The following is a 22669-nucleotide window of genomic DNA, read 5'->3' as shown; positions in this document are numbered from 1 at the left end:
CCAGGCACGATGCCTGTGGAAGCTTCTCAGCGGGCCGTCAGCCGCGCTCGCCCGGCGGTGCGACGGAGCCGCGCGCCACCAGCTGAGGCGACAGCGGCGCGGTCGACGGCTGCTCCGTTCCCTCGAGGGTCGCCTGCAGGAGCTGGACGGCGAGCCGCCCCACGGACCTGAAGTCCTGACGGACCGTCGTCAGCGGCGGCAGGGTGTGAGCGGCCTCGGGGATGTCGTCGAAGCCCACGACGCTGAGGTCGTCAGGCACCCTGATCCCCGCCTCGACCGCTGCATGGATCAGGCCGATCGCCATCTGGTCGTTGCCGCAGAACACCGCCGTGGTCCGCGGGTCGAGCCGGGCGAACGCCCCGTAGCCCGACTGGGGGCTCCAGTCCCCCACCAGCACCGGCAGGGTGGGCAGAGCACGCCGGCCCATGGTGGCGATGTAGGCGGCGGCTCGCAGCTCGGCCTCCGTGGAGTCCACAGGACCGCGGACGTGCTGGATCCAGCGATGCCCGGCCTCGATGAGCGTCTCGACCAGCAGCTCGGCGCCGGCGGTCTGGTCGGTCGACACGGACCACACGCCGCGCTCGTCGCCCGTGAGAAGGTACGCCGTCGGCACCTCGGCGCCCATGCGGTCGTGCACCTCGAGCACCGACCTGGACGGCGCCATCACCACGAGCGCCTCGACAGCACGTCCGTAGAGGAACTCGAGCGCGCTCTCCACCGACTCGGCCTTGCCCGAGGTGGTGGTGATGAGGGGCTGGAGGCCGGCGCCGCGCAAGGCGCTCTCGACGGCGTAGAGGCTCGAGGTCGCACCGAACGTGGGGTTGTCGGGGGCGAGGACGCCGACGACGCCGGTGCGCCCGGTGGCGAGCGACCGCGCGGCGAGGTTGCGGCGATACCCGAGCTCCTCGATCGCGTCGAGCACCCGCTGCCGCGTCTCGGGTCGGATTCCTTCGAAGCCGTTCAGCACACGGGAGACGGTCTGATGCGAGACCCCTGCCAACGACGCGACGTCGTGCATGCTCGGACCGCGGGCTCCTCGGCCCATCGCTACCTCCTCGGGACGTCAGGGACTGCGCTGCACAGCCCTCGTCTCCGGCCGCGGTCGCCACGGCACAGGACCCTCGGTGCGGCGTTGCACGACGCGGGACCATGTGCCCTCGTGACGGAGCCTCCTCCGCCGGACGATGTTCACGGTAACATTCCGAAGGCGCCCTCGTGCACCGAGAACAGCGCAACCGTCACCGAACCGAGACCTGAACTTCGAAGAGGCCCTCATGAGCAACGCCGCTCCCGACATCGACATGAGCGCAGCCGCAACGGCCGCGCTCACCGCTCTCACCGGAGGCAGCGCCGATGGCGTGTGGTCGGCGCCAGGCCGCGTCAACCTGATCGGTGAGCACACCGACTACAACGACGGCTTCGTCCTGCCGTTCGGGATCGAGCAGCGCACCTGGTGCGCGCTCGCCCACCGCGACGACCGCGTCGTCCGCGTCTACTCCACGTTCTCCGGTGAGTCTCGCGAGGTATCTCTCGACGGGATCGAGGACGCCACGTTCGACGGCTGGAGCGCCTACGTGTTCGGCGTCGTCTGGGCGCTCACCGAGCGCGGTGTCGACCTCTCGGCGGTCAAGGGCGTGGACCTGGCGATCGCCTCGAACGTCCCCTCGGGCGCCGGCCTCTCCTCGTCCGCCGCGATCGAGTGCTCCGTCGCCACCGCGCTGAACGAGGAATGGGACCTGGGCCTCGACTCCGGCACGCTGGCGAAGGTGTGCCAGCGCGCGGAGAACGTCGCCGTCGGCGCCCCCACAGGGATCCTCGACCAGACCGCCTCGCTGCGGGCGCTCGAGGGTCACGCCGTCTTCCTGGACTGCGAGAGCCTCGAGTCGGAGGTCATCGCGCTTCCCCTGGCCGACGCGGGCCTCACGGTGCTCGTCATGAACACGCACGTGGAGCACGCGCACGCGACCGGCGGCTACGGCGAGCGTCGGGCCGCCTGCGAGCGCGGTGCCCAGGCGATGGGCGTGAAGACGCTCCGCGGCCTCACCTCCCAGGACCTCCCGAAGGCCCAGGAGCTGCTCGACGACGTCACGTTCCGTCGGGTCAAGCACGTCGTCACCGAGAACGAGCGGGTGCTGGAGACGGTGAGGCTGCTGCGTTCCGAAGGGGCGCGCGCGATCGGCGAGCTCCTGCTCGCCTCCCACGCCTCCATGCGCGACGACTTCGAGATCTCGGTGCCTGAGCTCGACCTGGCCGTGGAGACGGCGATGGCGCACGGCGCGATCGGGGCTCGCATGACCGGCGGCGGCTTCGGCGGCTCCGCGATCGCCGTGATCCCGGTGGAGCGCGTCGAGGAGGCGTCGGAGGCCGTGCTGGCCGCGTTCGCCGAGGCCGGCTACACGACGCCGACGGTCTTCACCGAGCGCCCGTCGCAGGGTCCGCGGCGCGACATCTAGGCTGGGTCACGACTCACTGCGACGAGGAGGAACGATGAGCTGGCTGGTCACCGGAGGAGCGGGTTACATCGGGTCGCACGTGGTGCGCGCCCTGGCCGACGCGGGCATCGCCCCCGTCGTCCTCGACGACCTCTCCACCGGTCTGGACAAGTTCATCCCCGCGGACGTGCCGTTCGTGCGCGCCACCATCCTCGACCACGGCGCTGTCGTCGCCGCGTTGCGCGACCACGGGGTCACCGGCGTCATCCACTGCGCGGGCTACAAGTTCGCGGGCGAGTCCGTGAAGTACCCGCTGCACACCTATGAGCAGAACGTCGAGGGGACCCGCGTCCTGCTCGCCGCCATGGCCGAGGCTGGCGTCGCGAACCTGGTGTTCTCCTCCTCGGCCGGCGTGTACGGGACGCCCGACACGTCCGTCGTCACCGAGGGGACGGGCACCTTCCCCGAGTCCCCCTACGGCGAGTCGAAGCTGATCGGCGAGTGGCTGATCCGGGCGCAGGAGAAGGCGACCGCAGGGTCGGCCGAGCCGCTCCGCGCGACGTCGCTGCGCTACTTCAACGTGGTCGGCTCCGCGTTCACCGACGTGTGGGACGCCTCGCCCCACAACCTGCTTCCCAAGGTCTTCGCGCGCATCGTCGGCGGCCAGTCGCCGGTGATCGCCGGCACCGACTACCCCACGCCCGACGGCACGTGCGTGCGCGACTACGTGCATGTCCAGGACCTGGCGCTCGCCCACATCGCGGCCGCCGAGGCGCTCGACGCGCGCAAGGACCTGGAGAAGGTCTACAACCTCGGCTCCGGCGACGGCAGCTCGGTGCGGGAGATCATGGACGCCATCGTGAAGGCCACCGGCACGGACCTGCCGATCGAGGAGGGACCGCGCCGACCCGGCGACCCCGCACAGATCGTGGCTCGCGGCGAGCTCGCGGCCCGGGACCTGGGCTGGCAGATGCGCTACACGGTCGACGAGATGGTCGCGAGCGCCTGGGCTGCGCACCCGAAGGCCTGACCCTCCGCTGAGCCGCCTGCCAGGCACGATCCGACGATCACGCCTGTCGGTTGATACGTCATCTATCACGCCTGGTAACCGGGTCATCCAGTGACGGTTCGCGACGCCCACGAACGCCGGTACCCTCTCCGCGTGCGGCCGCATCCCAGCGGCGCTAGATTGCGGCCAGTCGCGCATCGCGGCGTGGCGCGGGCAAAGGAGACCATGGCATGAGCATGTTCAGCTGGACGCTGCACGGAGACGGGCGCACGATCGCGCCAGGCGGCGCCGTCGCGCCCGACGAGCGCCTCACCTACCCGCGCACCATCGGCATCGGCATGCAGCACGTGCTCGCGATGATGGGCGCGACGCTGCTGGTGCCCGCCTTGACCGGCATGCCGGCCGCGACCACCATGTTCTTCTCCGCCATCGGCACCGCGCTCTTCCTCACGATCACGCGCAACCGGGTGCCCAGCTACCTCGGCTCCAGCTTCGCCTTCCTCGCGCCGCTCGGTGCCGCAGGCGTCACCAGCGCCAACGCACCGCTCGACGCCGCGACCATCTCCCGCGGCCTGGGCGGCGTACTGCTCGCGGGCGTGCTGCTCGTCGTCGTCGGCGTGGTGGTCAACCTGGCCGGTGCCGCGTGGATCGCCAGGCTGATGCCGCCGGTCGTCACGGGTGCGATCGTCGCCCTGATCGGTCTGAACCTGGCCGGCGCGGCGCGGAACCAGTGGGAGGCGAGCCCCTGGACCGCGCTCGTCACCCTGGTCGCCGTGCTCGTCTCGATGGTCGCGTTCCGGGGTTTCCTCGGTCGCATCGCGATCCTGGTCGGAGCTGTCGTCGGGGGCGTGTTCTCCGCGCTGCGCGGCGAATGGACCACGCCGCTCGACTCGCTGGGCGGCGTCTCGCCCACCGACTACATCGGCCAGGCCTCATGGTTCGGCTTGCCGACGTTCCACACCCCCACCTTCGACGGTTCGGTGCTGGTCGCGTTCGTGCCGGTGGTGCTGATCCTCATGGCGGAGAACATCGGGCACCTCAAGTCCGTCACGGCGATGACGGGCCGCAACCTGGACTCGCAGACCGGCAAGGCGCTGCTCGCCGACGGTCTCGCCACGACCATCGCGGGTCTCGGCGGCGGCTCCGGCACCACGACGTATGCGGAGAACATCGGCGTCATGGCGGCGACCCGCGTGTACTCGACGCTCGCATACTGGGCCGCGGCGGGCTTCGCTCTGATCCTGAGCCTCGTGCCCAAGTTCGGCGCGATGGTCGCAGTCATCCCGCAGGGCATCCTGGGCGGCCTGTCGGTGCTGCTCTTCGGCCTGATCGCCGTGCTCGGCGCGCGCATCTGGGTGGAGAACGGCGTCGACTTCACGCGGCCGGTGAACCTGGTGACCGCGGCCGTCGCGCTCATCGTCGGCACCGCGGACTTCACCGCGACCGCCGGCTCCATGGTGTTCAACGGCATCGCGCTCGGCGCGATCGCGGCGCTCGCCATCTTCCACGGCCTCGGCTGGATCGCCCGCAGGCGCGGCGCAGACGTGCCCGAGCCGCACGGCACGCCGACCGACGCGGACATCTGACCCGCAGCGCCCCCGCGCCGTCGGCACTGCGAACCGATCACTGCGGCGACACGCCGCTCCCCCAGCGCTCCACCCTGGACGGCGGGGCGTGTCAGCTGGCTGATCGGTTCGCAGTGTCGGTCAGGCGCGCGACGCCCACACCAGCTCGGCGTACCAGCGGCCCGACGGCTTGAGCGTGCGGTCGAAGGTCACAGGATCCACGGCCGCCAAGCCGAACGTGGGCCGGAAGCCCTCCGCCCATTCGAAGTTGTCCAGCAGGCTCCAGGCGAAGAAGCCGCGCACGTCGACGCCGTCGTCCATCGCCTGGCGCAGCGACGCCAACGAGCGCGCGTAGTACTCGATGCGCTCCTCATCGTCGGTCGTGGCGATCCCGTTCTCCGTGACGATCACGGGGACCTGCGCCACCGCGTGGGCGTGCCGGACCGCCCTGCCGAGCGACTCCGGCGTGAAGGGCCACCCCATCTGGGTCACCCGCTCGTCCGCGGGCACTGCGAGGACCGTCCCGTCCGGGGCGACGTGCTGGGTGAAGTACGTCTGCACGCCGATGTAGTCGTCGTCCTGCGCCGCGTCCAGGTACACGCCCGCCATGACCCGCAGGTAGTCCGCGCCTGGCGCGTCGGCCGGGAGCTCGTCATAGCGGAACCCCTGCCCATCCAGGGTGCCGTCGGGGTGGACCACAAGGTCCGGCAGCGCAAGGGTGAGTCCCACCGGGAACTCTCCGGGACCGCCCTTGATCGCGTCACGCGCCTTGACGTGGGCGCCCACGAAGTTCTCGGTGGCCGCGCGAAGACCCACCTGGCCCGCCGCGATACCAGGGGCGAAGCCGCCGGTGGCGTACCCCAGGCCAGCGACGACGTTGGGCTCGTTGATGGTGGCCGCCATGTCGATGCGGTCGCCAAGATGCTGGACTGCGATGTCCGCGTACCTGGCGAAGCGGTCCACGATCTCGGCGTTCATCCAACCGTCCTGCACCGCCATCCACTGCGGTGTGGTGAAGTGATGGAAAGTGACAGCCGTCTTGAGGCCCCGATCCTGCGCCGACGCGAGGATGCGCCGGTAGTGCTCGAGCGCAGCGAGCGAGAACTCGCCCTCGGCCGGCTCGATGCGTGCCCACTCGATGCTCATCCGGTACGCGTCCAGGCCCATCTCGCTCACCAGCGCGAGGTCGTCGGGCCAGCGGTGCCACGAGTCGCATGCATCGGCGGAGGACTCCATCGCAGGACTTCCCGGCGCGTGCTCGAAGGCCCACCAGTCGCTGTTGGTGTTGCCGCCCTCGATCTGATGCGCGGCGGTCGCCGCTCCCCACAGCCACCCCGGCGGCACCGGTCCGAACGCGGTGGTCGATGCGGTGTCGGACATGGCCCGCTCCTTCGCTCGGCGCGTCCTGACGGGGGCGCCTCTCCAGCCTAGGTCGGGACGATGCGTCGGGCATGGCGAAGGTGCCCGCCCCGCTCAGTCCCAGCCGAGCTGCGCCAGGCGGTCGTCATCGATGCCGAAGTGATGCGCGATCTCATGCACCACCGTCACCGCGACCTCCTCGCGCACATGCTGCGCGTCCTCGCACATGCGCAGGGTCGGGTTCTTGTAGATGAGGATCCGGTCCGGCAGCTCCCCGTAGCCCGTGTTGCCGCGCTCCGTGAGCGCGATGCCGTCGTAGAGGCCCAGCAGCTCGGGGTCGTCACCCTCGGGTTCGTCCTCGATCAGGATCACCACGTTGTCCATGAGGTCGAACAGCTCGTCCGGCACCGAGTCGAGCGCGTCGTCCACCGCCGCCTCGAACTCCTCGTCGCTCATGCTGACCATGGCCACATGGTCCCACGGACCGGTATGATGTCCGGGTTGCTCAGACGCCCGAAGGGGGTCTGGAACGATGCCCTCATCGTCTAGCGGCCTAGGACTCCGCCCTTTCACGGCGGCAGCACGGGTTCGAATCCCGTTGGGGGTACGTAGCACCGTTCAGAATGGTCTACACTAGTCGTCGCGCCCTTTTCGGAGGGAGCGAATCAAGGCCCTGTAGCGCAGTTGGTTAGCGCGCCGCCCTGTCACGGCGGAGGTCGCGGGTTCAAGTCCCGTCAGGGTCGCGGAAGCGATGCCCCTTCTACTCGGAGGGGCATTCGTCCAACCGGGGGTCCACCCCCCAGGCTCTGTAGCTCAGTTGGTAGAGCGTTCGACTGAAAATCGAAAGGTCACCGGATCGACGCCGGTCGGAGCCACGAAAGCCCTCGCGTAGCTTCTACATCGCGGGGGCTTTTTCTTGTCTCCGGGCTCGACTGTTGAGGCTTCGACTGAAGACTCTTGAGACCCAAGCGACGCCACGGATCGTCGCGCGGCAGCTCTCCGAGGCATCTCGGCGTGACCGGACACATTCCCGTTTATCGGCACCACAGCTCGGAACGGCTAGAGCTCCTCAGATCCTCGACACCCGCGTGCGACGCATGAGAGCAGGCTCGAGTGTGATCTGTCACTGCGGCAGATCCGTCCACCGTGTTTCGAATCGCATGCTGAGGATGGGGCCGTCACGTCCATGCGCCTGGCGGAAGCTGTGCGACAACGGCGGGGTTCTCGAGCGGTCCGGGCCAGGTCATGAGGTTCTCGTGCGTCCCTGTGGCGAGAGAGGTGCGCATCAGGGTGGCTCTCTTGCGTGGTGCTCGCATGGTCAGCAGATGCGCGTTGTCGGCCATGCCAACTGCCCAGACGGGACGGATATTGACGGAGTTGGGAGGCGGAATGATCTCTACCTGTTGGCGTGAGCCGTCCAGGTGCTGAATCCACATCGCGATCCGACCCGTCTTCGCGCTCCACGACTGCATGAGAAAGCGGTCGCTGTCAGGACCCCAGGATGCCGTCCCGTGAAGTGCGCCTTGCGTGAAGCAGGCCACCTCGGTCCAGGTCCGGGTCTCAAAAACCCGCACTGCCGTCATCTCCAGGTCCTCTTCGACCGTTCCAAGATCGAGTGCAAGCAGGCGACCATCAGGCGACCACTGCACCGGCGCGTCGATGTTGCTCGGCCCACCAAGGACAAGGTGCCGCTTGGGTGCTGGCGCACGCGTGAGGATCTCGACCGCCGGGGACTGGTCGAAGGTTGCCACCGTGAAGGTGTAACGGGCGCGTTCCTTTCTTGCCAGAGCGTGGCGCTGAGACGCCGCGTAGTACTCCTCCCGGGACATGCCCTCGTAGTCCGGCTGCGGCTCTCCGGGGGTCTCCCAGCGGTCGAGCAGGGCGACGCGCGTGCCGTCAGGTGATCCGCCGAACAGAAGCATCGACGGACTTCCCGCCGAGTGATGCTGAACGCTAGCCCGCGCCTCCCGACCGGTCCTGACATCGACAGCGAAGACCCCTGCCCACAGCATTTCGGTCTGCGATGGGGAATCCATCCCGGTGAAATACAGGTAACGATCGCTGTACACGAAACTGCCGCCGGGCGCGATGCGGTCAGGCCCCGTGCCGGGAGCGCGCCCCGGTTCCAGATAGCTCCCAGTTGCGGGCGAGCCGATGGTCCACCCCGAGTGCCGATCGGCCTGGGCGACCAACACCGCCACGGGCGACGCCGAAGGCCACAATGACCCCTCGCCGTCAATTGGATTCCACGCTGCTCGTCGAGCCATCACCAACCGCCTAGCGGCACCATACCTGGGAAGGGTCTGTCGGGTTTTCTGTGCAAGCGCTCATCGGCTCACGTCCACAGTCTCTCGATGGGCAGGGCGTGGATGCGGTCGTCTGCTTCGTAGCCCACGTTGCCGGTGTGGAACGCGATACCTGCTGCGAACGAGGATCCAAGCCGGTCCCTCAGCGCGACCAGTGGCGAGAGCTGGCTGCGTTTGACCTGCTCACCCGCCTTGACCTCGATCGCGATGACCATGCCGTCGGCGCGTTCGAGTACGAGATCCACCTCGACGTTGTCGCGCGTACGCCAGTAGCCAGCCGAGACGGGCTCGTCCATCCACGTGGTCTGCCGGATAGCGTCCTGCACGACGAAGGATTCGAGCAGGTGTCCGTACTCGGTCAGGGCAGCTGGATCAAGCCGCGCGACCTTCGCTGCGCTCAGTCGCAGCAGGTGCCCCCCGACGCCGGAGTCGACCACGTGGATCTTGGGGCTCTCGATGCTGCGTGGCAGGAGCGTCGTCCCCCACGCCGGCAGGCGCTGGACGAGGAACAGCGACTCGAGCAGCTCGATGTAGTCCGAGGTGGTGTCCCACGACGGAGCGACGTCGGAGGCGACCTTGGACACGTTCAGCACGCTCGCGGTCTGTCCCACGACGCGGGTGAGCACGTCGCGAAGATCCGACCGGCGACCGATGCGCCGGAGCTCGCCGGCGTCACGGTCGATCGACTGGGCAACGTACGCCGCGAACCAGCGGGACCGAGCGGCGTCGCTCGACTGCGCGAGAGCGAGCGGCATCCCTCCGCGCATCACTCGCTGGATGTAGTCCTGACGGGTCGCAGCGGCGGGATGGACGCTGTGCGCGATCTCGCCTTCGAAAGCGCGCGCGATGAAGTCGGAGCCCATTCCGTCGATCTCTGCTTGGGTGAACGGCATGACCGCGAGCCGCTGGAGGCGTCCGGTCAACGCCTGCGTTCCCCGGGGAAGTGAGTCGAAGCTCGACGATCCAGCCAGGACGAACATGCCTGGCGCGGTCTCGGTGTTGAGCCTGGCCTTGATCGCATCCAGGAGCCCGGGTGCCCTCTGGTACTCATCGATCAGCACCGGAGCGTCGGCACCGGCAAGCGTCGCCGGGCTGGTCTGCGCGAGTTGACGGTAGTCCTCACGGTCAAGATCGATCACAACAGAGTCCGTGCCCGAAGCGAGGCCCGCGAGCAGCGTGGACTTGCCCACACCTCGCGGCCCCTCCAGCAGAAGCACGGGAGTCGTCGTTGAGCGGGCGCGCGCGACCGCGGCGATCTGGCGCTTTATCAGGTGTTCCACTCCGCAAGGATACGCCGAAGTCGGAATCTGCCGCCAATATTTTCCGGAATTTGCCGTACCAGATAATCGGAATCTGCCGGATCACTGAGTCGGAACCTGCCGCCGATCACGACAGACAGAACTCCATGTCTCCCTGCGTCGACGGCAACGCACCCCGCATCTATCCCGCACATTCAGATGCAGCCGCAGACAAGCCGCAGCAGCCAATTCGCAGGTCTACCTGGCACTTCCGAAGACCACGCCATCTCGCGAAAACCCCTCGCAGAGGCGCACTCCAATGCGAAAGGTCACCGGATCGACGCCGGTCGGAGCCACGAAAGCCCTCGCGTAGCTTCTACATCGCGGGGGCCTTTCTTCTCTCCGGGCTTGACCGTCTGCGTCTCGACTGAGAACTCCTGAAGCCCAGCGAAGCCGATCCGGACGCGAGACGCCACTCCTCGGCGCGAGTGAGGCAGCCACGACCCGCGCGTCGGCGCTGCAAGCCCGCATTGCTCCAAGCGGCCCCGGACCATACGATCATCAGAACGGCGGGCTTTCGCCCTTGGAGCCCGGCAGTCTTCCGGACGGTAGGCGAGCCGGGCTCACGTGCATCGACAGTCAGATGACGCGTGGCGGGCGCGGCGAGCCACGACTCCCCTCACTCACACAACGACCGACACTATCCCGATCACCCTGTAAATCTAACATCCGGTGTTAGTATTACAGGGTGAATGACACGTGGCTTCCCCGCGATCACGATGCAGCACGCTTGCGTGCCGCGCTCGACCGCGCCCCGGCGGTGCTCCTGACGGGACAGCGCCAGGTGGGCAAGACCTCGCTGGTGCGCAGACAGCTGGACCCTCAACGAGGCCACTACTTCGACCTCGAAGACCCTCGCGACCAGGCACGTCTCGCCGATCCGATCCTCGCGTTGGAGCACCTGTCCGGCACCGTCGTGATCGACGAGGCGCAACGGATGCCACAGCTGTTCCCCATGCTGAGGGTCCTGATCGACCAGGACCGCACACCGGGACGATTCCTGCTGCTGGGTAGCGCCTCGCCGGACCTGGTCGGCCTGGGCGCAGAGTCTCTTGCGGGGCGCATCGCCCTCGTGGAGCTCGGCCCCCTCGGCCTAGAGGAGGTCGGCGCAGACCACCTGAACAGCCTGTGGCTTCGAGGCGGCCTTCCCGAAGCCTTCACCGCCGTCGACGACGCGGCGGCAGGCGCATGGCTGGGCGACTACATCTCGACATTCCTGGAGCGAGACCTCGCACAGCTCGGCTCCCGCGTCCCGGCGACGACGATGCGACGCTTCTGGACGATGCTCGCACACCGCCACTCAGGAACCTGGAACGGTGCCGAGATGGCGCGCTCACTCGGAGCATCCGAGCCCACCGCTCGGCGCTACCTGGACTCGCTCACGGACGCCCTCGTCGTCCGCCAACTCCAGCCGTGGGTGGCGAACATCGGCAAACGCCAGGTCCGCTCGCCCAAGGTGTATCTGCGCGACAGCGGTACCCTGCATCGCCTGCTCGGAATCCCCACGATGGACGACCTGCTGGCCCACCCGATCCTCGGCGCAAGCTGGGAGGGCCTCGTAGTGGAGCACGTCGCCCGATGGGGGCTGCCGATGTACTTCTGGCGCACGCAGGACGGTGCCGAGATCGATCTGATCGTCGACTTCGGATCGACCCGGTGGGGCATCGAGATCAAGCGCACCGACTCCCCCAAGGTGACACCGAGCATGCGCCACGCGCTTGAGGACCTGGGTCTCGAGCGGATCATCGTCGTCCACGCGGGGTCCGACCGCTTCCCTCTGGCGGAGCGGATCGAGGCGATCGGAGCGGCTGAGCTGCTGACGTCGGACGGGCCGCCGACCGCCTGAGCGCGGGGCGAAGTCGGAATCTGCCGCCATGGTTCTCTAGAATCTGCCGCCGAACAGAGCCCGCCGAGGCCCAGGCATGGGCACAGCAGGCGCGCGCCGGACGGGTCAGGCCGTGACGCGGGCGACGTGCAGGGCCAGGTAGGACAGCTCGTCCTCGGTGAGCGTGGCGTCGAGGCGCAGCGCGACGAGGGATCCCAGCAGATCGGCGCACCGCGCCGCCTCCGGGTAGTTGTCGCGGATCGCCGCCCCGACGGCGGAGTGCCTCTGATCGAGAAGCTGCCGCCGCTGGTGGATACGCACGAACAGGTAGCGCAGGTGGGTGATGAACCGACCGACGTTCACGCTGCCCACGTCGAGCTCGCGCCCGAACTGCTGGCTGATGACGTCGAGGAACTGCTGGATCAGCCCGGTCATCTTGTAGCTGTAGGACAGGTCGCCGGCTGAGAAGCCGGCATTCACGAGATGCAGGGTCAGGCCGACGGCCTCCGAGGCCGGCAGCGGAACCTCGACACGCTCGTTGATCTGCTCGACGAGCGCCTGCCCTTGCGCGTACTCCTCCGCATACAGGTGTGACACCTCAGCCAGCAGCGGGTACTCCAGAGCCTGCCCGGACGCAGCCCGACTCAGGGCGGACCCGACGTGGTCGGCCATGGCGACCACCACCGCCGGGTTGGCCGCGAGGCGGGCCAACCCGGCAGCGACGAGCGCCTGCCCGACGATCTGCACGTGCTCCGTGGGCAGCCCCGCCAGCTGTGCGGCCATCCGGTCCGGGTCCTGGTCGTCGACCGGACGGAAGGTGCGTGCGATCTTGGCGGGGTCCACGGGCTCCCCCGGCCGGGTCTGGTAGCCCAGGCCCCAGCCGGTGAGGATCACCTCGGTGCCGTCGTCCTCACGGGCGAGGACCACGTTGTTGTTGAAGACGCGCAGGATGTTCATCGGGAAGGCCGCTCGGTGAGTGGACGGTCAGGACCTGGTGGACCAGACTCTCAGGGAACCACGTCGACCACGACATCGCCAGGGGCCACATCCCCTGCGGGTCGCGGTGCCACCTCGGACATCGACGCCGTGTTGATGACCGTCACCAGTGCGGTCGCGTCGTATCCGGCGGCACGCACGGCCGCCACGTCGACGGTGCCGAGCACCTGGCCGGCGGTGACATGGTGGTTCATGGCGACGGCGGAGGTGAAGCCCGCTCCCGCCATCTTCACCGTGTCGATGCCGACGTGCACCAGCACCTCGACGGCGTCGTCCGTCCTGATGCCGTACGCGTGGAGGCTGTCCGGCAGCGTGACCACCGTGCCGCTGACCGGTGCGACGATCTCGAGCACGGCGGCGTCGTCGGCCGGCGCGACGCCTACACCGTCGCCGAGCGCCTTGGCGGAGAACACCGGGTCCGCCACCTCGGCGAGCGGCACGATCGTGCCGGCCAGCGGGGCGAGCACCGCGGCGGTCGGGGCAGACTCCGCTGCGGCGGCAGGAGCGTCGGCGCCGGTCCCGGCGGCCTCGAGCGCGAGGTCCGCCTCAGCCTGCAGGCGCGCTGCGGCAGCCTCGGCCTTCTGCTCGGGCGTGCGGTAGTCGGAGATGATGACGAGCGTCATCGACACCGCGAACGCCGCTGCGACGGCGATCGCGTAGAGCGGCATCGGCGAGAACACGGGAATCGTCAGCACCGAGGTGAAGGCGAAGACGCTGGTGTTGACACCACCGAAGATGCCGATGATCAGACCACCGGTGAGGCAGCCGACGAGCATGCGCGGGTAGATCCGCTTGAAGCGCAGGTGGATGCCGTACAGCGACGGCTCGGAGATGCCTCCCAGCAGACCTGCCGCGAGCGCACCCGTCGCGGTCTGCCGCATCTGCACGTCCTTGTCACGCCAGGACAGGAACAGCACACCGGCGGTGGCGCCGAAGCATGCGAAGTTCCACGCGCCCATGGGGCCCTGGATGAAGTCGTACCCGAGCGTGCCGATGTTCATGAGCATCAGCGCGTTGAGCGGCCAGTGCAGGCCGAGCGGGACCAGGAACGGGTACAGCAGCGGGATGAGGATGGCGAACGCGATGGGGGCGTTGCCGTTCAGCCAGGCGAGGCCGCTGCCGAGGCCCGAGCCGAGCCAGATGCCGAGCGGGCCGATGAGGAACGCGGTCACCGGGATCATGACGACCATCGAGAAGAACGGCACGAAGACCATCTGGATGTTCTCAGGGAAGATCCGCTTGAGACCCTTGTAGACCAGCGCGAGCACCGCGACCATGATCAGCGGCACGAACACCTGGCCGCCGTAGTCGTTGAGCTGCAGCGGGATCCCGAAGATGTCCGCGACGCAGGACTGCGTGCCCAGGGTCGCGTTGGTCGTGCAGACCGTGTCCGCGAAGGCTGTCGGATCCGACAGGCTGATGAAGTTGGGCGTCATGAGCGCACCCATGACGGTGGCGCCGACCCATGGGTCGATGTTGAGCTTCTTGGCGGCGTTGTAGGCGACCATGATCGGCAGGAAGTAGAACACCGCGCGCCACATCGCGTCGACGAACACCCAGCCGGCGGACTTGTCGGCGGCGCGGAAGTCGACCACACCCAGCGCGTCGAGCACGGCGGTGAACGCGATGATCAGCGAGGCGCCCAGCAGCACGCCCAGGAGCGGGCGGAACGAGTCGGACAGGTACTCGAAGAACGCGTCGAGCCACGCGACCTTGCCTCGGGCCTTCGAGCGCGCCGCGGCCTTGACGTCGGCGTCGGACTGACCTGACCCGACACCCTTCATCGAGGGCAGGTGGATGATCTGGGTGTACACGGACTGCACGGCACCACCCACGACCACCTGGTAGCGGTCGCCGGACTGCGGCACCGCTCCCATCACGCCCGGCACCTTCTCGATGGCTGCGCGGTCCACGACCGACGCGTCCTTCAGCTCGAAGCGCAGGCGGGTCGCACAGTGGGTGAGGCTGAGGACGTTCTCTGGGCCACCGATGGCGGCCACGATCTCCTCTGCCCTGTCACGCGTCGTTGCGGACGTCATGCTGGTTCTCTCCTTCTTGGCGGTGGCCACCGGCGTGCGGGCACAAAAAAAGACCTGAGACGCATGACTGCGTCTCAGGCCTTGCCCCACATCGATGGCGGGTTACAACCCTGTCAAGAGCTCTCGCTCGGCCGTCAGGTTAACACCCTCACCACCCTCCATGTCTCGGGACCTATGTCACTCGGACGTGACGCGGGACGTCGCACGTCGGTCACCTCCCGGCGGCGCACGCGAACGTGTGCGCGCCGCCGCGCACCTCACTGAATGCACCGTCAGGCCGGAGCACCTGGGCCTCGACGCCGTCGGGCAGGTCCACCTCCAGGCGGAACGTCCCGTCCTCGATGGTCCACGCGACGGCGATGCGCCCCTGGCGCGTCTCCAGGACGCTGGAGGCGGACGTCAGCGTCGGGCCGGGGATCGGCTGGACGACGACGCGCCTGTACCCTTCCTGCCCGGGCGCCGGCTCGTCGGGCAGGCGTAGGCCCGCAACGTGCGTGTGCAGGAACGATGCGACGGCGCCCTTGGAGTAGTGGTTGAGCGATCCGCGCGCGCGGCCGTCGGCGTCGACGCCGTCCCACCACTCCCACATCGTGGTCGCACCCGCGTCGAGCATGCCGAGCCAGGACGGATGCCCCGTGCTGGTCAGCAGCCGGAATGCGGCGTGGACCTGGCCGTGGTCCGCGAGCGCCTGCAGCAGCAGGCCGGTGGCGAGGAAGCCCGTGCCCAGGTGCCAGTCCGCCTGCGCCACGAGCTCGGCGAGGCGGGCCGCCGTCGCGGCTCGGAGGTCCTCAGGGACCAGCCCGAATGCGAGCGCACGCACGTAGTGCGCCTGGGTCTCCTCCGTGAGGGTGCCGTCCGTGCACAGGTACTCGGCGCGCCACGCGGCGAGCGCGCCGTCGGCGATGCGCCGGCACTCCGCCGCCGCGTCGTCGTCCCCGACGAAGGCCGCCATGACCGCGGTGAGGTGCGCGGACCGGTGCAGGAACGCGGTGGCGACGATGCCGTGGTCGACGGTCGGGTCGGGGTGAGGCGGCACGCCGGGCTCGAGCCATTCGCCGAAGTGGAAGCCGGTGTCCCACAGGAACGTCTCATGCGCCTGGGGCTCGGGACGCGACGCGACGCGGTCCGGGTGGCGTCCGCCCGCGGCGCTGGCGGCGGCGTAGCGGACCCACCTCACCGCGGTGGGCAGATGCTCCGCGAGCGCCTCGGCGTCGCCGTATGCGCGCCACAGTTCCCACGGCACGAGTGCCGCCGCGTCGCCCCAGCCGGCGGAGCCCGCCGACATGTCCTCGAACGCGATGCCCGACGGCTGGGGGCCTGCAGGGTTGGGGACGACGGTGGGGACGCGCCCGTCGTCCCACTGGTCCGCCGCGAGGTCGCGGAGCCATCTGCGCGAGAACAGCTCCACGTCGGCGAGCAGCGCCCCCGTGGCGACGAAGACCTGCCAGTCGCCCGTGAAGCCCGAGCGCTCGCGCTGCGGGCAGTCCGTGGGCACGGCGCACACGTTGCCGCGCATGCTCCACCGCACCACCTCGTGCAGGCGGTCGAGCTGCGGGTCGGAGCATGCGAACTCGCCCGTGCGGGCCAGGTCGCAGTGCACGACGATGCCGCGGGCGCCGGAGAGGTCGAGGATGGCGGGCACGCCGTCGATCTGCACGTACCGGAAGCCGTGGGTGGTGTGGCGCGGCTCGAAGACGTCACCCGCACGTCCCGCGCTGATGACCTCGTCCACCTGGCCGGCGTCGAGCAGCGTGCCTGTGGAGAACTGGAAGGCGCGCAGGTGCTCGGTCGTGACCACCCCGTCGGCGTCGAGCGTCTCGCCGTGGGTGAGCACCAGCCGCGTGCCGGCGGGCCCCAGGTCGGTGAGCCGCATCCAGCCGTTGATGTTCTGGCCCAGGTCCAGGACGACGGTGCCGGCGCGGGGCCGGGTCACGGCCGTGGGCGCGAGCTCCTCGATGCGGCGGACGGGGGGTGCGGACGGCGGGACGAGCCGCGCGGTGCCGGCGTCGCCGCGCGCGACGGGCGCGACGGGCGCGAATCCTTCGCCCCCGCCCAGGAACCACGCCGGGTCGAGCTGTCGCATGTCGACGGCCTGGCCATCCATGAGGTCGGCCCTCACGACATGGCTGGGACGCGACTCCCACGCGGGTCCCGTCGCGGCGAGCGGCGCGTCGGCGCCCTGCTGGGTCACGGCGGCGAGCAGGGCGGTGCGGTCTCCCCACCCATCGGCGCGGCGCTCGAAGCCGTGGCGTCCGCGGTACCAGCCGTCGGAGAGCAGGAACGCGACGGTGTTCGTCCCCGGCCGCATGAGCGACGTGATGTCGTGGCGGGACACCTCGAGCTGGGCGCGGTACTCGGTGAAGCCGGGTGCGAGCTCCTCGTCGCCCACCCGGACACCGTTGACGAAGGCCTCGTAGATGCCGTGCGCGGTGGCGGCGAGCGTCACCGGGGCATCGACGGGCTGCCAGGTGAAGGACGTCCGGAGGAGGTAGGCCGGCCGCTTGCCTGCGGGCGCGATCTCGGGTTCGTGCGGGCTCACCCATGTGGCGCCGTCGAGTGCGCGTGCCACCGTCTCGGTGTGCGGAAGCGGTGCCGTCATCGTCATCGCGAGGTCCTCCTTGACTGGGGCGATGGTCTGTCTACCACGTGAAACACTATCACTTTACAACTGGTCGGCAACGGTGCTACCTTCACCACCACACGGGTTCAACGATGAGCCCCCAGAAGAGCAAAGGTGCTTGACGATGACCATGTCGAACGTCGACACGACGCCCGGCGAGGAGCAGAAGGCTCCGACCCCCGAGTTCCGCAACCCCGGCGTCGGCTTCCTCATCTCGCTCGGCCTCGCCTCGGTGCTGCTGATGAGCTCGATCCTCTCCGTGGGCATCCTGACGATGCCCCTCCAAGCCACGGCCATCGACGCCGACAACGCCACCACGATCATCTCCGTCGCCAGCCTCTTCACCGGCATCGCCGCACTCATCGCATTCCCCGTGACGGGCCGCCTGAGCGACCGCACCGCGGGCCGCTTCGGGCGCCGCCGCCCCTACCTCATCGCCGGAGCGGCGCTGCTGCTCGCGGGAGCCGCGCTCGTGCTCGCCGCGACCAGCACCGCGACCCTCACCGCCGGCTGGGTCGTCATGGGGATCGGCCAGATCGCCGCGTTCACGGCCCTGGGATCGTCGGTCCCCGACCAGTTCTCACCCGAGAAGCGCGGCCCCGCCTCAGCGCTGTTCGGCGTCGCAGGAGTCGCAGGCGCGGTGATCGGCCTCTGGATCGGATCCCTGTTCTCGCCGAACATCACGCTCATGATCATGGCTCCCGCGGCTCTCGGCGCGCTCGCACTGCTCGCGTTCGCGTTCGTGCTGAAGGACGATCCGCTGGCCAAGGAGGCGCGACCGGAGTTCTCCGTGCGCGAGATCCTCGGCTCGTACTGGACGAACCCCGTCAAGCACCCGAACTTCGGGCTCGCCTTCGCCAGCCGGTTCGCGGTGTTCTGCGCGATCGCCGCCGTCAACGCGTACATGGCGGTCTACCTGATCCTCGGCCTGCACATCGACCCGGTCGACGTGGCCGGCAAGATCTTCCTGGCCAACCTGCTGTCGGGTGGCATCGCCTTCATCATCGCCAACATCACGGGCCGCGTGTCCGACAAGGTGGGCCGCCGCAAGCCGTTCGTGTGGGCCTCCGCGCTGCTCTTCACGGTCGGCCTCGTCATGATCGTGATGGCGGGCTCCTACAACGACTTCCTGGTCGCTCTCATCGTCATGGGCGTGGGTCAGGGCATCTACCTGGCCGTGGACTTCGCGCTCATCACCCAGGTGCTGCCGTCCAAGGAGGACTCGGCGAAGGACCTCGGCATCATGAACCTGGCCAGCTCGCTCCCGAACATCCTGGTGCCGGCCGTCGCCCCGGCGCTGCTCGCGATCGGTGCGACCGCCGAGAACCCGCAGAACTTCTCCGCGTTCTTCCTCGCCGCGGCCGTGGCCGGCGCGCTCGGCGCGCTCCTCATCATCCCGATCCGCGGCGTCCGCTGATCCTCACGTCGGCCCGGCACCCGCCTCACCCTGGGTGCCGGGCCGACGTGCGCCCACCCGGCCATTAGGGTGGATCCGAGGAGGTAGGGATGCCACTGACAGACGACGTGACGGTGCGCCGCCGTGAGAGCCGGCAGGCCGCCGCGTCCGCGCTGCGCCGCGAGCAGATCCTCGACGCCGCGGTCGAGGCATTCTCCGACAAGGGCTTCAACGGCACCTCGATCCGCGACGTCGCCGCCCGCGCGCACCTGTCCCACACCGGCGTCCTCCACCACTTCCCTGACAAGACCGCGCTGCTCGAGGCGGTGCTCGACCGAGCTGTCCACCGCGCCGGCGACGAGTTCGAGCTGGACGCCGGCGACGGCGCGACGTTCATGCGAGGCTTCGTGGCGCTCGCCGCTCGCGACGCGAGCCGAGGCGTCGACGCCCCCGAGACCCGCATGTTCCGCATGATCGCCGCCGAGGCGCTCTCACCCACGCACCCCGCGCACGGCTACATGCGCCGCTGGTACTCCGAGGTGCGCGGGCACGCGACCGCCGCGCTCGAGGACCTCGCGTCGCGAGGCCTGCTCCGCATCCCTCGCGAGGACATCCCGCTCGCCGCCGGCCAGATCGCCGGCCTGCGCGACGGGCTGGACCCGCAATGGCTGCTCGACCCCGACTCGGTGGACCTCGTGGCCGCGGTGCGCGACCAGCTGCGCCGCTACGCGGACATCGGCCTGTAGCGGCACACCGCGCGACGGGGCGATCCTCACGGCGTGATCGCCACCAGCGCATCCCCCGAGACGCCGGCGAAGCTCACGACCATCGTCTCCGGAGGGTCGTCCCAGATGACCGTCCTCCCGTCCACCGCGCCGTTGGTATCGACCACGTCGGCAGGCAGCCGCAGAACCAGCCGGTCGGCTCCGAGATCGGACGCCGAGATGTGCAACGTGAGGACGTCACCGTCGAGCGTGGGATCCGCGATGGTCGCCACGAAGAAGGGCGCTTCGAGCACGCCGCTCGCCAGTGTCGCGATGTCGCCGTCAAGCGTCAGGGAAGGAACCAACTCCTCCGCGGAGTAGTAGTCGGACAGGTAGGTGCCGTCAGAGAGCTCCCGATCGAGGTCGACCTCGCCATCCTGGATCCTCGAGTCGAGCTCGCGAGCCACCGCGTCGACGACCTCCTGCGGAGTCTTCGCTCCGTAGAAGGAGTACCAGTCGCTCGCCTCGAACAGCGGGTCCGCCCACGCCCAGTCCGTCTCACCGTACGCAGCTGCGAGGCTCGGGGTGATCGTCACCGTCATCGCGATGAAGGCGCAGTCGTCGGGGCTGGCGTAGATGTCGTTCTCCGTGTAGTCCGCCGCAGTGCAGTCAGGCGACAGCGCCGCGGCCTCGACCGACGACTGCCCGGGCGAGGCTGCGCCGGACGGTTCCTGCGTGGCGCTCCCCGCGAGGTCCTCGGCGCTGGGGCTCACGCTCGCGCTCGGGTTGGCCGACGCTGCAGTCGGCTCTGAGCTGTCCCCTATCGCGTCGGACTCCGTCCCGCAGCCCGCAAGCACCAGCGTTCCGAAGCCGATGGCAACGCAGAAGCGCATCCAGACCCGCATGTCCTCCCCCTGGGGCCCGCGGTTTCCCCCCTGGTGCGCCATGCCTGACGCCTGGCCCGCAGTCCTGAACCGAACATATCCCCCGGTAACAGCCGCACACAAGAGCCACCGAACATCACCGACCGGTTCGCGCGATGCCCGCCGGAGCTAGGCGGGAAGCGGCGTCAGGCTGTACGCAGCGGCGCCGCGGCTCACCTTCACGAGCACGAGGATCTCCTCGAAGAGCCGTTCGCGGCGGAGCGAGACGCGGCCCGCGAACGTGCCCGCCTCCCCCTCCACAGCGCTCAGGATGTGCCCGTCGGCCCACACCTGCGTCGCGGCGGAGCCTCCGTCGACGGTCACCGTGACCTCCCAGAACGCCTCGCCCTTCGCGACGACGACCGCGTGCGCGGCCCCCGACCGGGCGCCCGGCCACGACCCCGCATCGGCCGTGACGGGGGTGACGGCCCCGTCCCCGACGCGGCCGGAGATCACGTCGCTCGGCAGGCTGGGCGTGAGGAATGCGGGCAGCCGACGCCTGGTCGCCTGCTCATAGGCGTACGCGCGGTCGATCAGCGCGTCGTCGCTGTACGCGGGCCCGGCGAAGGTGAGCCCCACAGGCATCTGGGTGTCGCTCATGAAGCCCATCGGCACGGTCACGGTAGGGATGCCCAGGTGGCGGATCACGCGATTGCCGTTGGAGTAGACGACGCCGTTGCGCGAGGCGTCGGCCAGGCTCTCCGATCGCGTGAACAGATCGTCGCGGCCCACGTCACCGGCGGCGGGGAAGACGATCAGGTCCAGGCCCTCGTCCGCCATCCACCGCTCGAAGTCCTGCTTGCGGGCCTCCTCGAGGCCGGTGAGCAGCTGGTCGAAGCCTGGCACCTCGTCGTACGAGGACGGGACGCCGGCCTTCACCATCTCCGCCAGCCGCTGCCAGTCGAAGCCGCCGCGCGCCCGCGTGATCCAGACCGGCCACAGCGCGTCCTCCACGGGGAAGACCGAGTCGCCGTCCACGTCGGCCCAGGTAGCGAGGTCCGGATCGCCGTTGACGCGCAGGAACTGGTCCAGCACCATCGCGGTGACCGGGCCGCCCTCCATCGTCCGCCAGTTCGCGGGGACCAGCCCACGGGCCGCGAGCCCCAGCGCCCCGGGCCGGTCCTCCTCATAGTTCTCCCAGGCCGGGAACGCGACCTCCACCACCTCGGCGCCCAGGGCACGCAGATCGTCGGCCGCCTGGTCCCACAGTCTCCGCACGCTCGGCCGGATGACGGGAGGCTCGAGCGGCGCGTCGTCCTCACCGATGAAGATCCTGGGCACTCCGATGCGGACGCCGTCCAGCCGCGCGGGCCGCTCGCGGAGCATCGGCTTGGTGACAACGTCCTCGGGCCTGGGAAGCGGCACCACCGACTGCTGGCGCCAGAAGTCGCCGGAGGTGTCCGGGTCATCGGCGATCAGCACGTCCAGCAGGATCATCAGGTCCGTCACGGTCCGCGTATGAGGGACCACCACGTCGCACGTGGGTCTCAGCGGCCAGTTGCCACGGATCGAGATCAGGCCGCGCGACGGCGTGTAGGCCACGAGCGCGTTGTTCGACGCCGGCGAGCGTCCCGACGACACGGTCTCCTCCGCCATGCCGAAGGCCGCCATGCTCGCCGCCGTCGACGTGCCCGACCCGTTCGAGGAGCCGGAACCGTACGCCGCCGTGATGTAGTCAGGGTTGTAGGGGCTGCGCGCATAGCCGTAGACGCCCGGCTGGATGCCGCCTGCGGCCATGGGCGGCATGTTCGTCTTGCCGATCAGCACCGCGCCGGCCTGCCTGAGCAGGGCGACGCTCGCCGCATCCTCCGTCGCCACCAGGTCCTTCAGCGCCGGGCTGCCCGACGCGACCGTCAGGCCCTTCGCCTTGTAGCTGTCCTTGATGGTGAACGGGATGCCCTCGAGCACCCCCGCCTCACCGCGGGCGCGGCGCGCGTCCGACTCGGCCGCATCGGTGAGCACGTGAGGATTCAGCACCGCCATCGCATGCAGGCACGGTCCGGTGCGGTCGTAATAGGCGATGCGGTTGAGATACGCGCACACCAGGTCGACGCTGGTGACCTGACCCGACTCGAGCGCCGCGCGCATCTGCTCGAGGCCCATCTCCACGATGTCGAAGCTCGTCACGATCCCAGCGCTCCTTGGTCCCAGTGCGGGTGAGAGCACTCACCGTAGACCGCGCTGTTTGCGGGGAGGT

General features: G+C 69.4%; 16 protein-coding genes and 3 tRNA genes. 9 read left to right on the top strand and 10 right to left on the bottom strand.

Going from position 1 to position 22669, the window contains the following annotated elements; genetic code table 11:
* Positions 1-37: 37 nt before the first annotated feature.
* A complete protein-coding gene (locus RN607_RS01445; protein ID WP_313543860.1) occupies positions 38-1045 on the bottom strand; it encodes a LacI family DNA-binding transcriptional regulator in 1008 nt (335 codons plus the stop codon).
* Positions 1046-1301: 256 nt separating this feature from the next.
* Between RN607_RS01445 and galK the strand changes: the two genes are divergently transcribed.
* The 3 genes from galK (at position 1302) to RN607_RS01430 (ending at position 5027) form a co-directional block, all read left to right on the top strand.
* Positions 1302-2453 (top strand): galactokinase, encoded by a 1152-nt coding sequence (gene galK, locus RN607_RS01440; protein WP_313545459.1) that lies wholly within the window; start codon positions 1302-1304, stop codon positions 2451-2453.
* Positions 2454-2487: 34 nt separating this feature from the next.
* On the top strand, positions 2488-3462 hold the full coding sequence (gene galE, locus RN607_RS01435) for a UDP-glucose 4-epimerase GalE (protein ID WP_313543858.1): 975 nt from the start codon (positions 2488-2490) through the stop codon (positions 3460-3462).
* 209 nt (positions 3463-3671) lie between these two features.
* The gene (locus RN607_RS01430; protein WP_313499049.1) at positions 3672-5027 is read left to right on the top strand and encodes a uracil-xanthine permease family protein; all 1356 of its coding nucleotides are present in this window, start codon (positions 3672-3674) and stop codon (positions 5025-5027) included.
* Positions 5028-5147: 120 nt separating this feature from the next.
* On the opposite strand, the gene RN607_RS01425 is transcribed toward RN607_RS01430, so the two are convergent.
* Entirely contained in the window at positions 5148-6386 is a 1239-nt protein-coding gene (locus RN607_RS01425) for a glycoside hydrolase family 1 protein (protein WP_313543856.1), read from the bottom strand.
* 93 nt (positions 6387-6479) lie between these two features.
* The gene (locus tag RN607_RS01420) at positions 6480-6830 is read right to left on the bottom strand and encodes a metallopeptidase family protein (protein ID WP_313543854.1); all 351 of its coding nucleotides are present in this window, start codon (positions 6828-6830) and stop codon (positions 6480-6482) included.
* A gap of 69 nt (positions 6831-6899) precedes the next feature.
* Here RN607_RS01420 and RN607_RS01415 point away from each other — a divergent pair.
* The 3 genes from RN607_RS01415 (at position 6900) to RN607_RS01405 (ending at position 7240) form a co-directional block, all read left to right on the top strand.
* Positions 6900-6972, top strand: a tRNA-Glu gene (locus RN607_RS01415).
* Positions 6973-7034: 62 nt separating this feature from the next.
* A tRNA-Asp gene (locus RN607_RS01410) sits at positions 7035-7108 on the top strand.
* Positions 7109-7167: 59 nt separating this feature from the next.
* A tRNA-Phe gene (locus RN607_RS01405) sits at positions 7168-7240 on the top strand.
* A gap of 303 nt (positions 7241-7543) precedes the next feature.
* On the opposite strand, the gene RN607_RS01400 is transcribed toward RN607_RS01405, so the two are convergent.
* Both RN607_RS01400 and RN607_RS01395 read right to left on the bottom strand, forming a co-directional pair.
* On the bottom strand, positions 7544-8566 hold the full coding sequence (locus tag RN607_RS01400) for a hypothetical protein (RefSeq protein ID WP_313543852.1): 1023 nt from the start codon (positions 8564-8566) through the stop codon (positions 7544-7546).
* Between the two features lie 134 nt (positions 8567-8700).
* The gene (locus RN607_RS01395) at positions 8701-9951 is read right to left on the bottom strand and encodes an ATP-binding protein (protein ID WP_313543850.1); all 1251 of its coding nucleotides are present in this window, start codon (positions 9949-9951) and stop codon (positions 8701-8703) included.
* A gap of 706 nt (positions 9952-10657) precedes the next feature.
* Between RN607_RS01395 and RN607_RS01390 the strand changes: the two genes are divergently transcribed.
* The gene (locus RN607_RS01390) at positions 10658-11815 is read left to right on the top strand and encodes an ATP-binding protein (protein WP_313543848.1); all 1158 of its coding nucleotides are present in this window, start codon (positions 10658-10660) and stop codon (positions 11813-11815) included.
* 105 nt (positions 11816-11920) lie between these two features.
* Here the strand turns inward: RN607_RS01390 and RN607_RS01385 are convergent, their stop codons facing one another.
* From RN607_RS01385 to RN607_RS01375, 3 genes are all read right to left on the bottom strand, one after another.
* The gene (locus tag RN607_RS01385) at positions 11921-12751 is read right to left on the bottom strand and encodes a PRD domain-containing protein (RefSeq protein ID WP_313543845.1); all 831 of its coding nucleotides are present in this window, start codon (positions 12749-12751) and stop codon (positions 11921-11923) included.
* Positions 12752-12801: 50 nt separating this feature from the next.
* On the bottom strand, positions 12802-14829 hold the full coding sequence (locus tag RN607_RS01380) for a glucose PTS transporter subunit IIA (RefSeq protein ID WP_313543843.1): 2028 nt from the start codon (positions 14827-14829) through the stop codon (positions 12802-12804).
* 211 nt (positions 14830-15040) lie between these two features.
* The gene (locus RN607_RS01375) at positions 15041-17434 is read right to left on the bottom strand and encodes a family 78 glycoside hydrolase catalytic domain (RefSeq protein ID WP_313543841.1); all 2394 of its coding nucleotides are present in this window, start codon (positions 17432-17434) and stop codon (positions 15041-15043) included.
* Positions 17435-17573: 139 nt separating this feature from the next.
* On the opposite strand from RN607_RS01375, the gene RN607_RS01370 reads away from it, so the two are divergent.
* The gene (locus RN607_RS01370; RefSeq protein WP_313543839.1) at positions 17574-18866 is read left to right on the top strand and encodes an MFS transporter; all 1293 of its coding nucleotides are present in this window, start codon (positions 17574-17576) and stop codon (positions 18864-18866) included.
* Between the two features lie 89 nt (positions 18867-18955).
* Positions 18956-19591 (top strand): TetR/AcrR family transcriptional regulator, encoded by a 636-nt coding sequence (locus RN607_RS01365; protein WP_313543837.1) that lies wholly within the window; start codon positions 18956-18958, stop codon positions 19589-19591.
* Between the two features lie 26 nt (positions 19592-19617).
* Here RN607_RS01365 and RN607_RS01360 read toward each other — a convergent pair whose 3' ends face one another.
* On the bottom strand, positions 19618-20454 hold the full coding sequence (locus RN607_RS01360; protein WP_313543835.1) for a hypothetical protein: 837 nt from the start codon (positions 20452-20454) through the stop codon (positions 19618-19620).
* A gap of 147 nt (positions 20455-20601) precedes the next feature.
* Positions 20602-22599 carry an amidase gene (locus RN607_RS01355; protein ID WP_313543833.1) on the bottom strand — a complete coding sequence of 666 codons (1998 nt, stop codon included), beginning with the start codon at positions 22597-22599 and terminating at the stop codon, positions 20602-20604.
* Positions 22600-22669 lie beyond the last annotated feature (70 nt).

The sequence above is a fragment of the Demequina capsici genome, from assembly GCF_032102965.1.
In the GTDB taxonomy this organism is placed as follows: Bacteria; Actinomycetota; Actinomycetes; order Actinomycetales; family Demequinaceae; genus Demequina; species Demequina capsici.
Note: the sequence above shows the minus strand (reverse complement) of the source record. Positions and strands in the feature narration are given on the sequence as shown.

Excerpts from the sequence above, each read along its gene's own strand:
- RN607_RS01420 (WP_313543854.1), bottom strand. The coding sequence starts at position 6,830 with ATGGTCAGCATGAGCGACGAGGAGTTCGAGGCGGCGGTGGACGACGCG.
- galE (WP_313543858.1), top strand. The coding sequence starts at position 2,488 with ATGAGCTGGCTGGTCACCGGAGGAGCGGGTTACATCGGGTCGCACGTG.
- galK (WP_313545459.1), top strand. The coding sequence starts at position 1,302 with ATGAGCGCAGCCGCAACGGCCGCGCTCACCGCTCTCACCGGAGGCAGC.
- RN607_RS01365 (WP_313543837.1), top strand. The coding sequence starts at position 18,956 with ATGCCACTGACAGACGACGTGACGGTGCGCCGCCGTGAGAGCCGGCAG.
- RN607_RS01370 (WP_313543839.1), top strand. The coding sequence starts at position 17,574 with ATGACCATGTCGAACGTCGACACGACGCCCGGCGAGGAGCAGAAGGCT.
- RN607_RS01425 (WP_313543856.1), bottom strand. The coding sequence starts at position 6,386 with ATGTCCGACACCGCATCGACCACCGCGTTCGGACCGGTGCCGCCGGGG.
- RN607_RS01445 (WP_313543860.1), bottom strand. The coding sequence starts at position 1,045 with ATGGGCCGAGGAGCCCGCGGTCCGAGCATGCACGACGTCGCGTCGTTG.
- RN607_RS01375 (WP_313543841.1), bottom strand. The coding sequence starts at position 17,434 with ATGACGATGACGGCACCGCTTCCGCACACCGAGACGGTGGCACGCGCA.
- RN607_RS01380 (WP_313543843.1), bottom strand. The coding sequence starts at position 14,829 with ATGACGTCCGCAACGACGCGTGACAGGGCAGAGGAGATCGTGGCCGCC.
- RN607_RS01385 (WP_313543845.1), bottom strand. The coding sequence starts at position 12,751 with ATGAACATCCTGCGCGTCTTCAACAACAACGTGGTCCTCGCCCGTGAG.
- RN607_RS01360 (WP_313543835.1), bottom strand. The coding sequence starts at position 20,454 with ATGCGGGTCTGGATGCGCTTCTGCGTTGCCATCGGCTTCGGAACGCTG.
- RN607_RS01430 (WP_313499049.1), top strand. The coding sequence starts at position 3,672 with ATGAGCATGTTCAGCTGGACGCTGCACGGAGACGGGCGCACGATCGCG.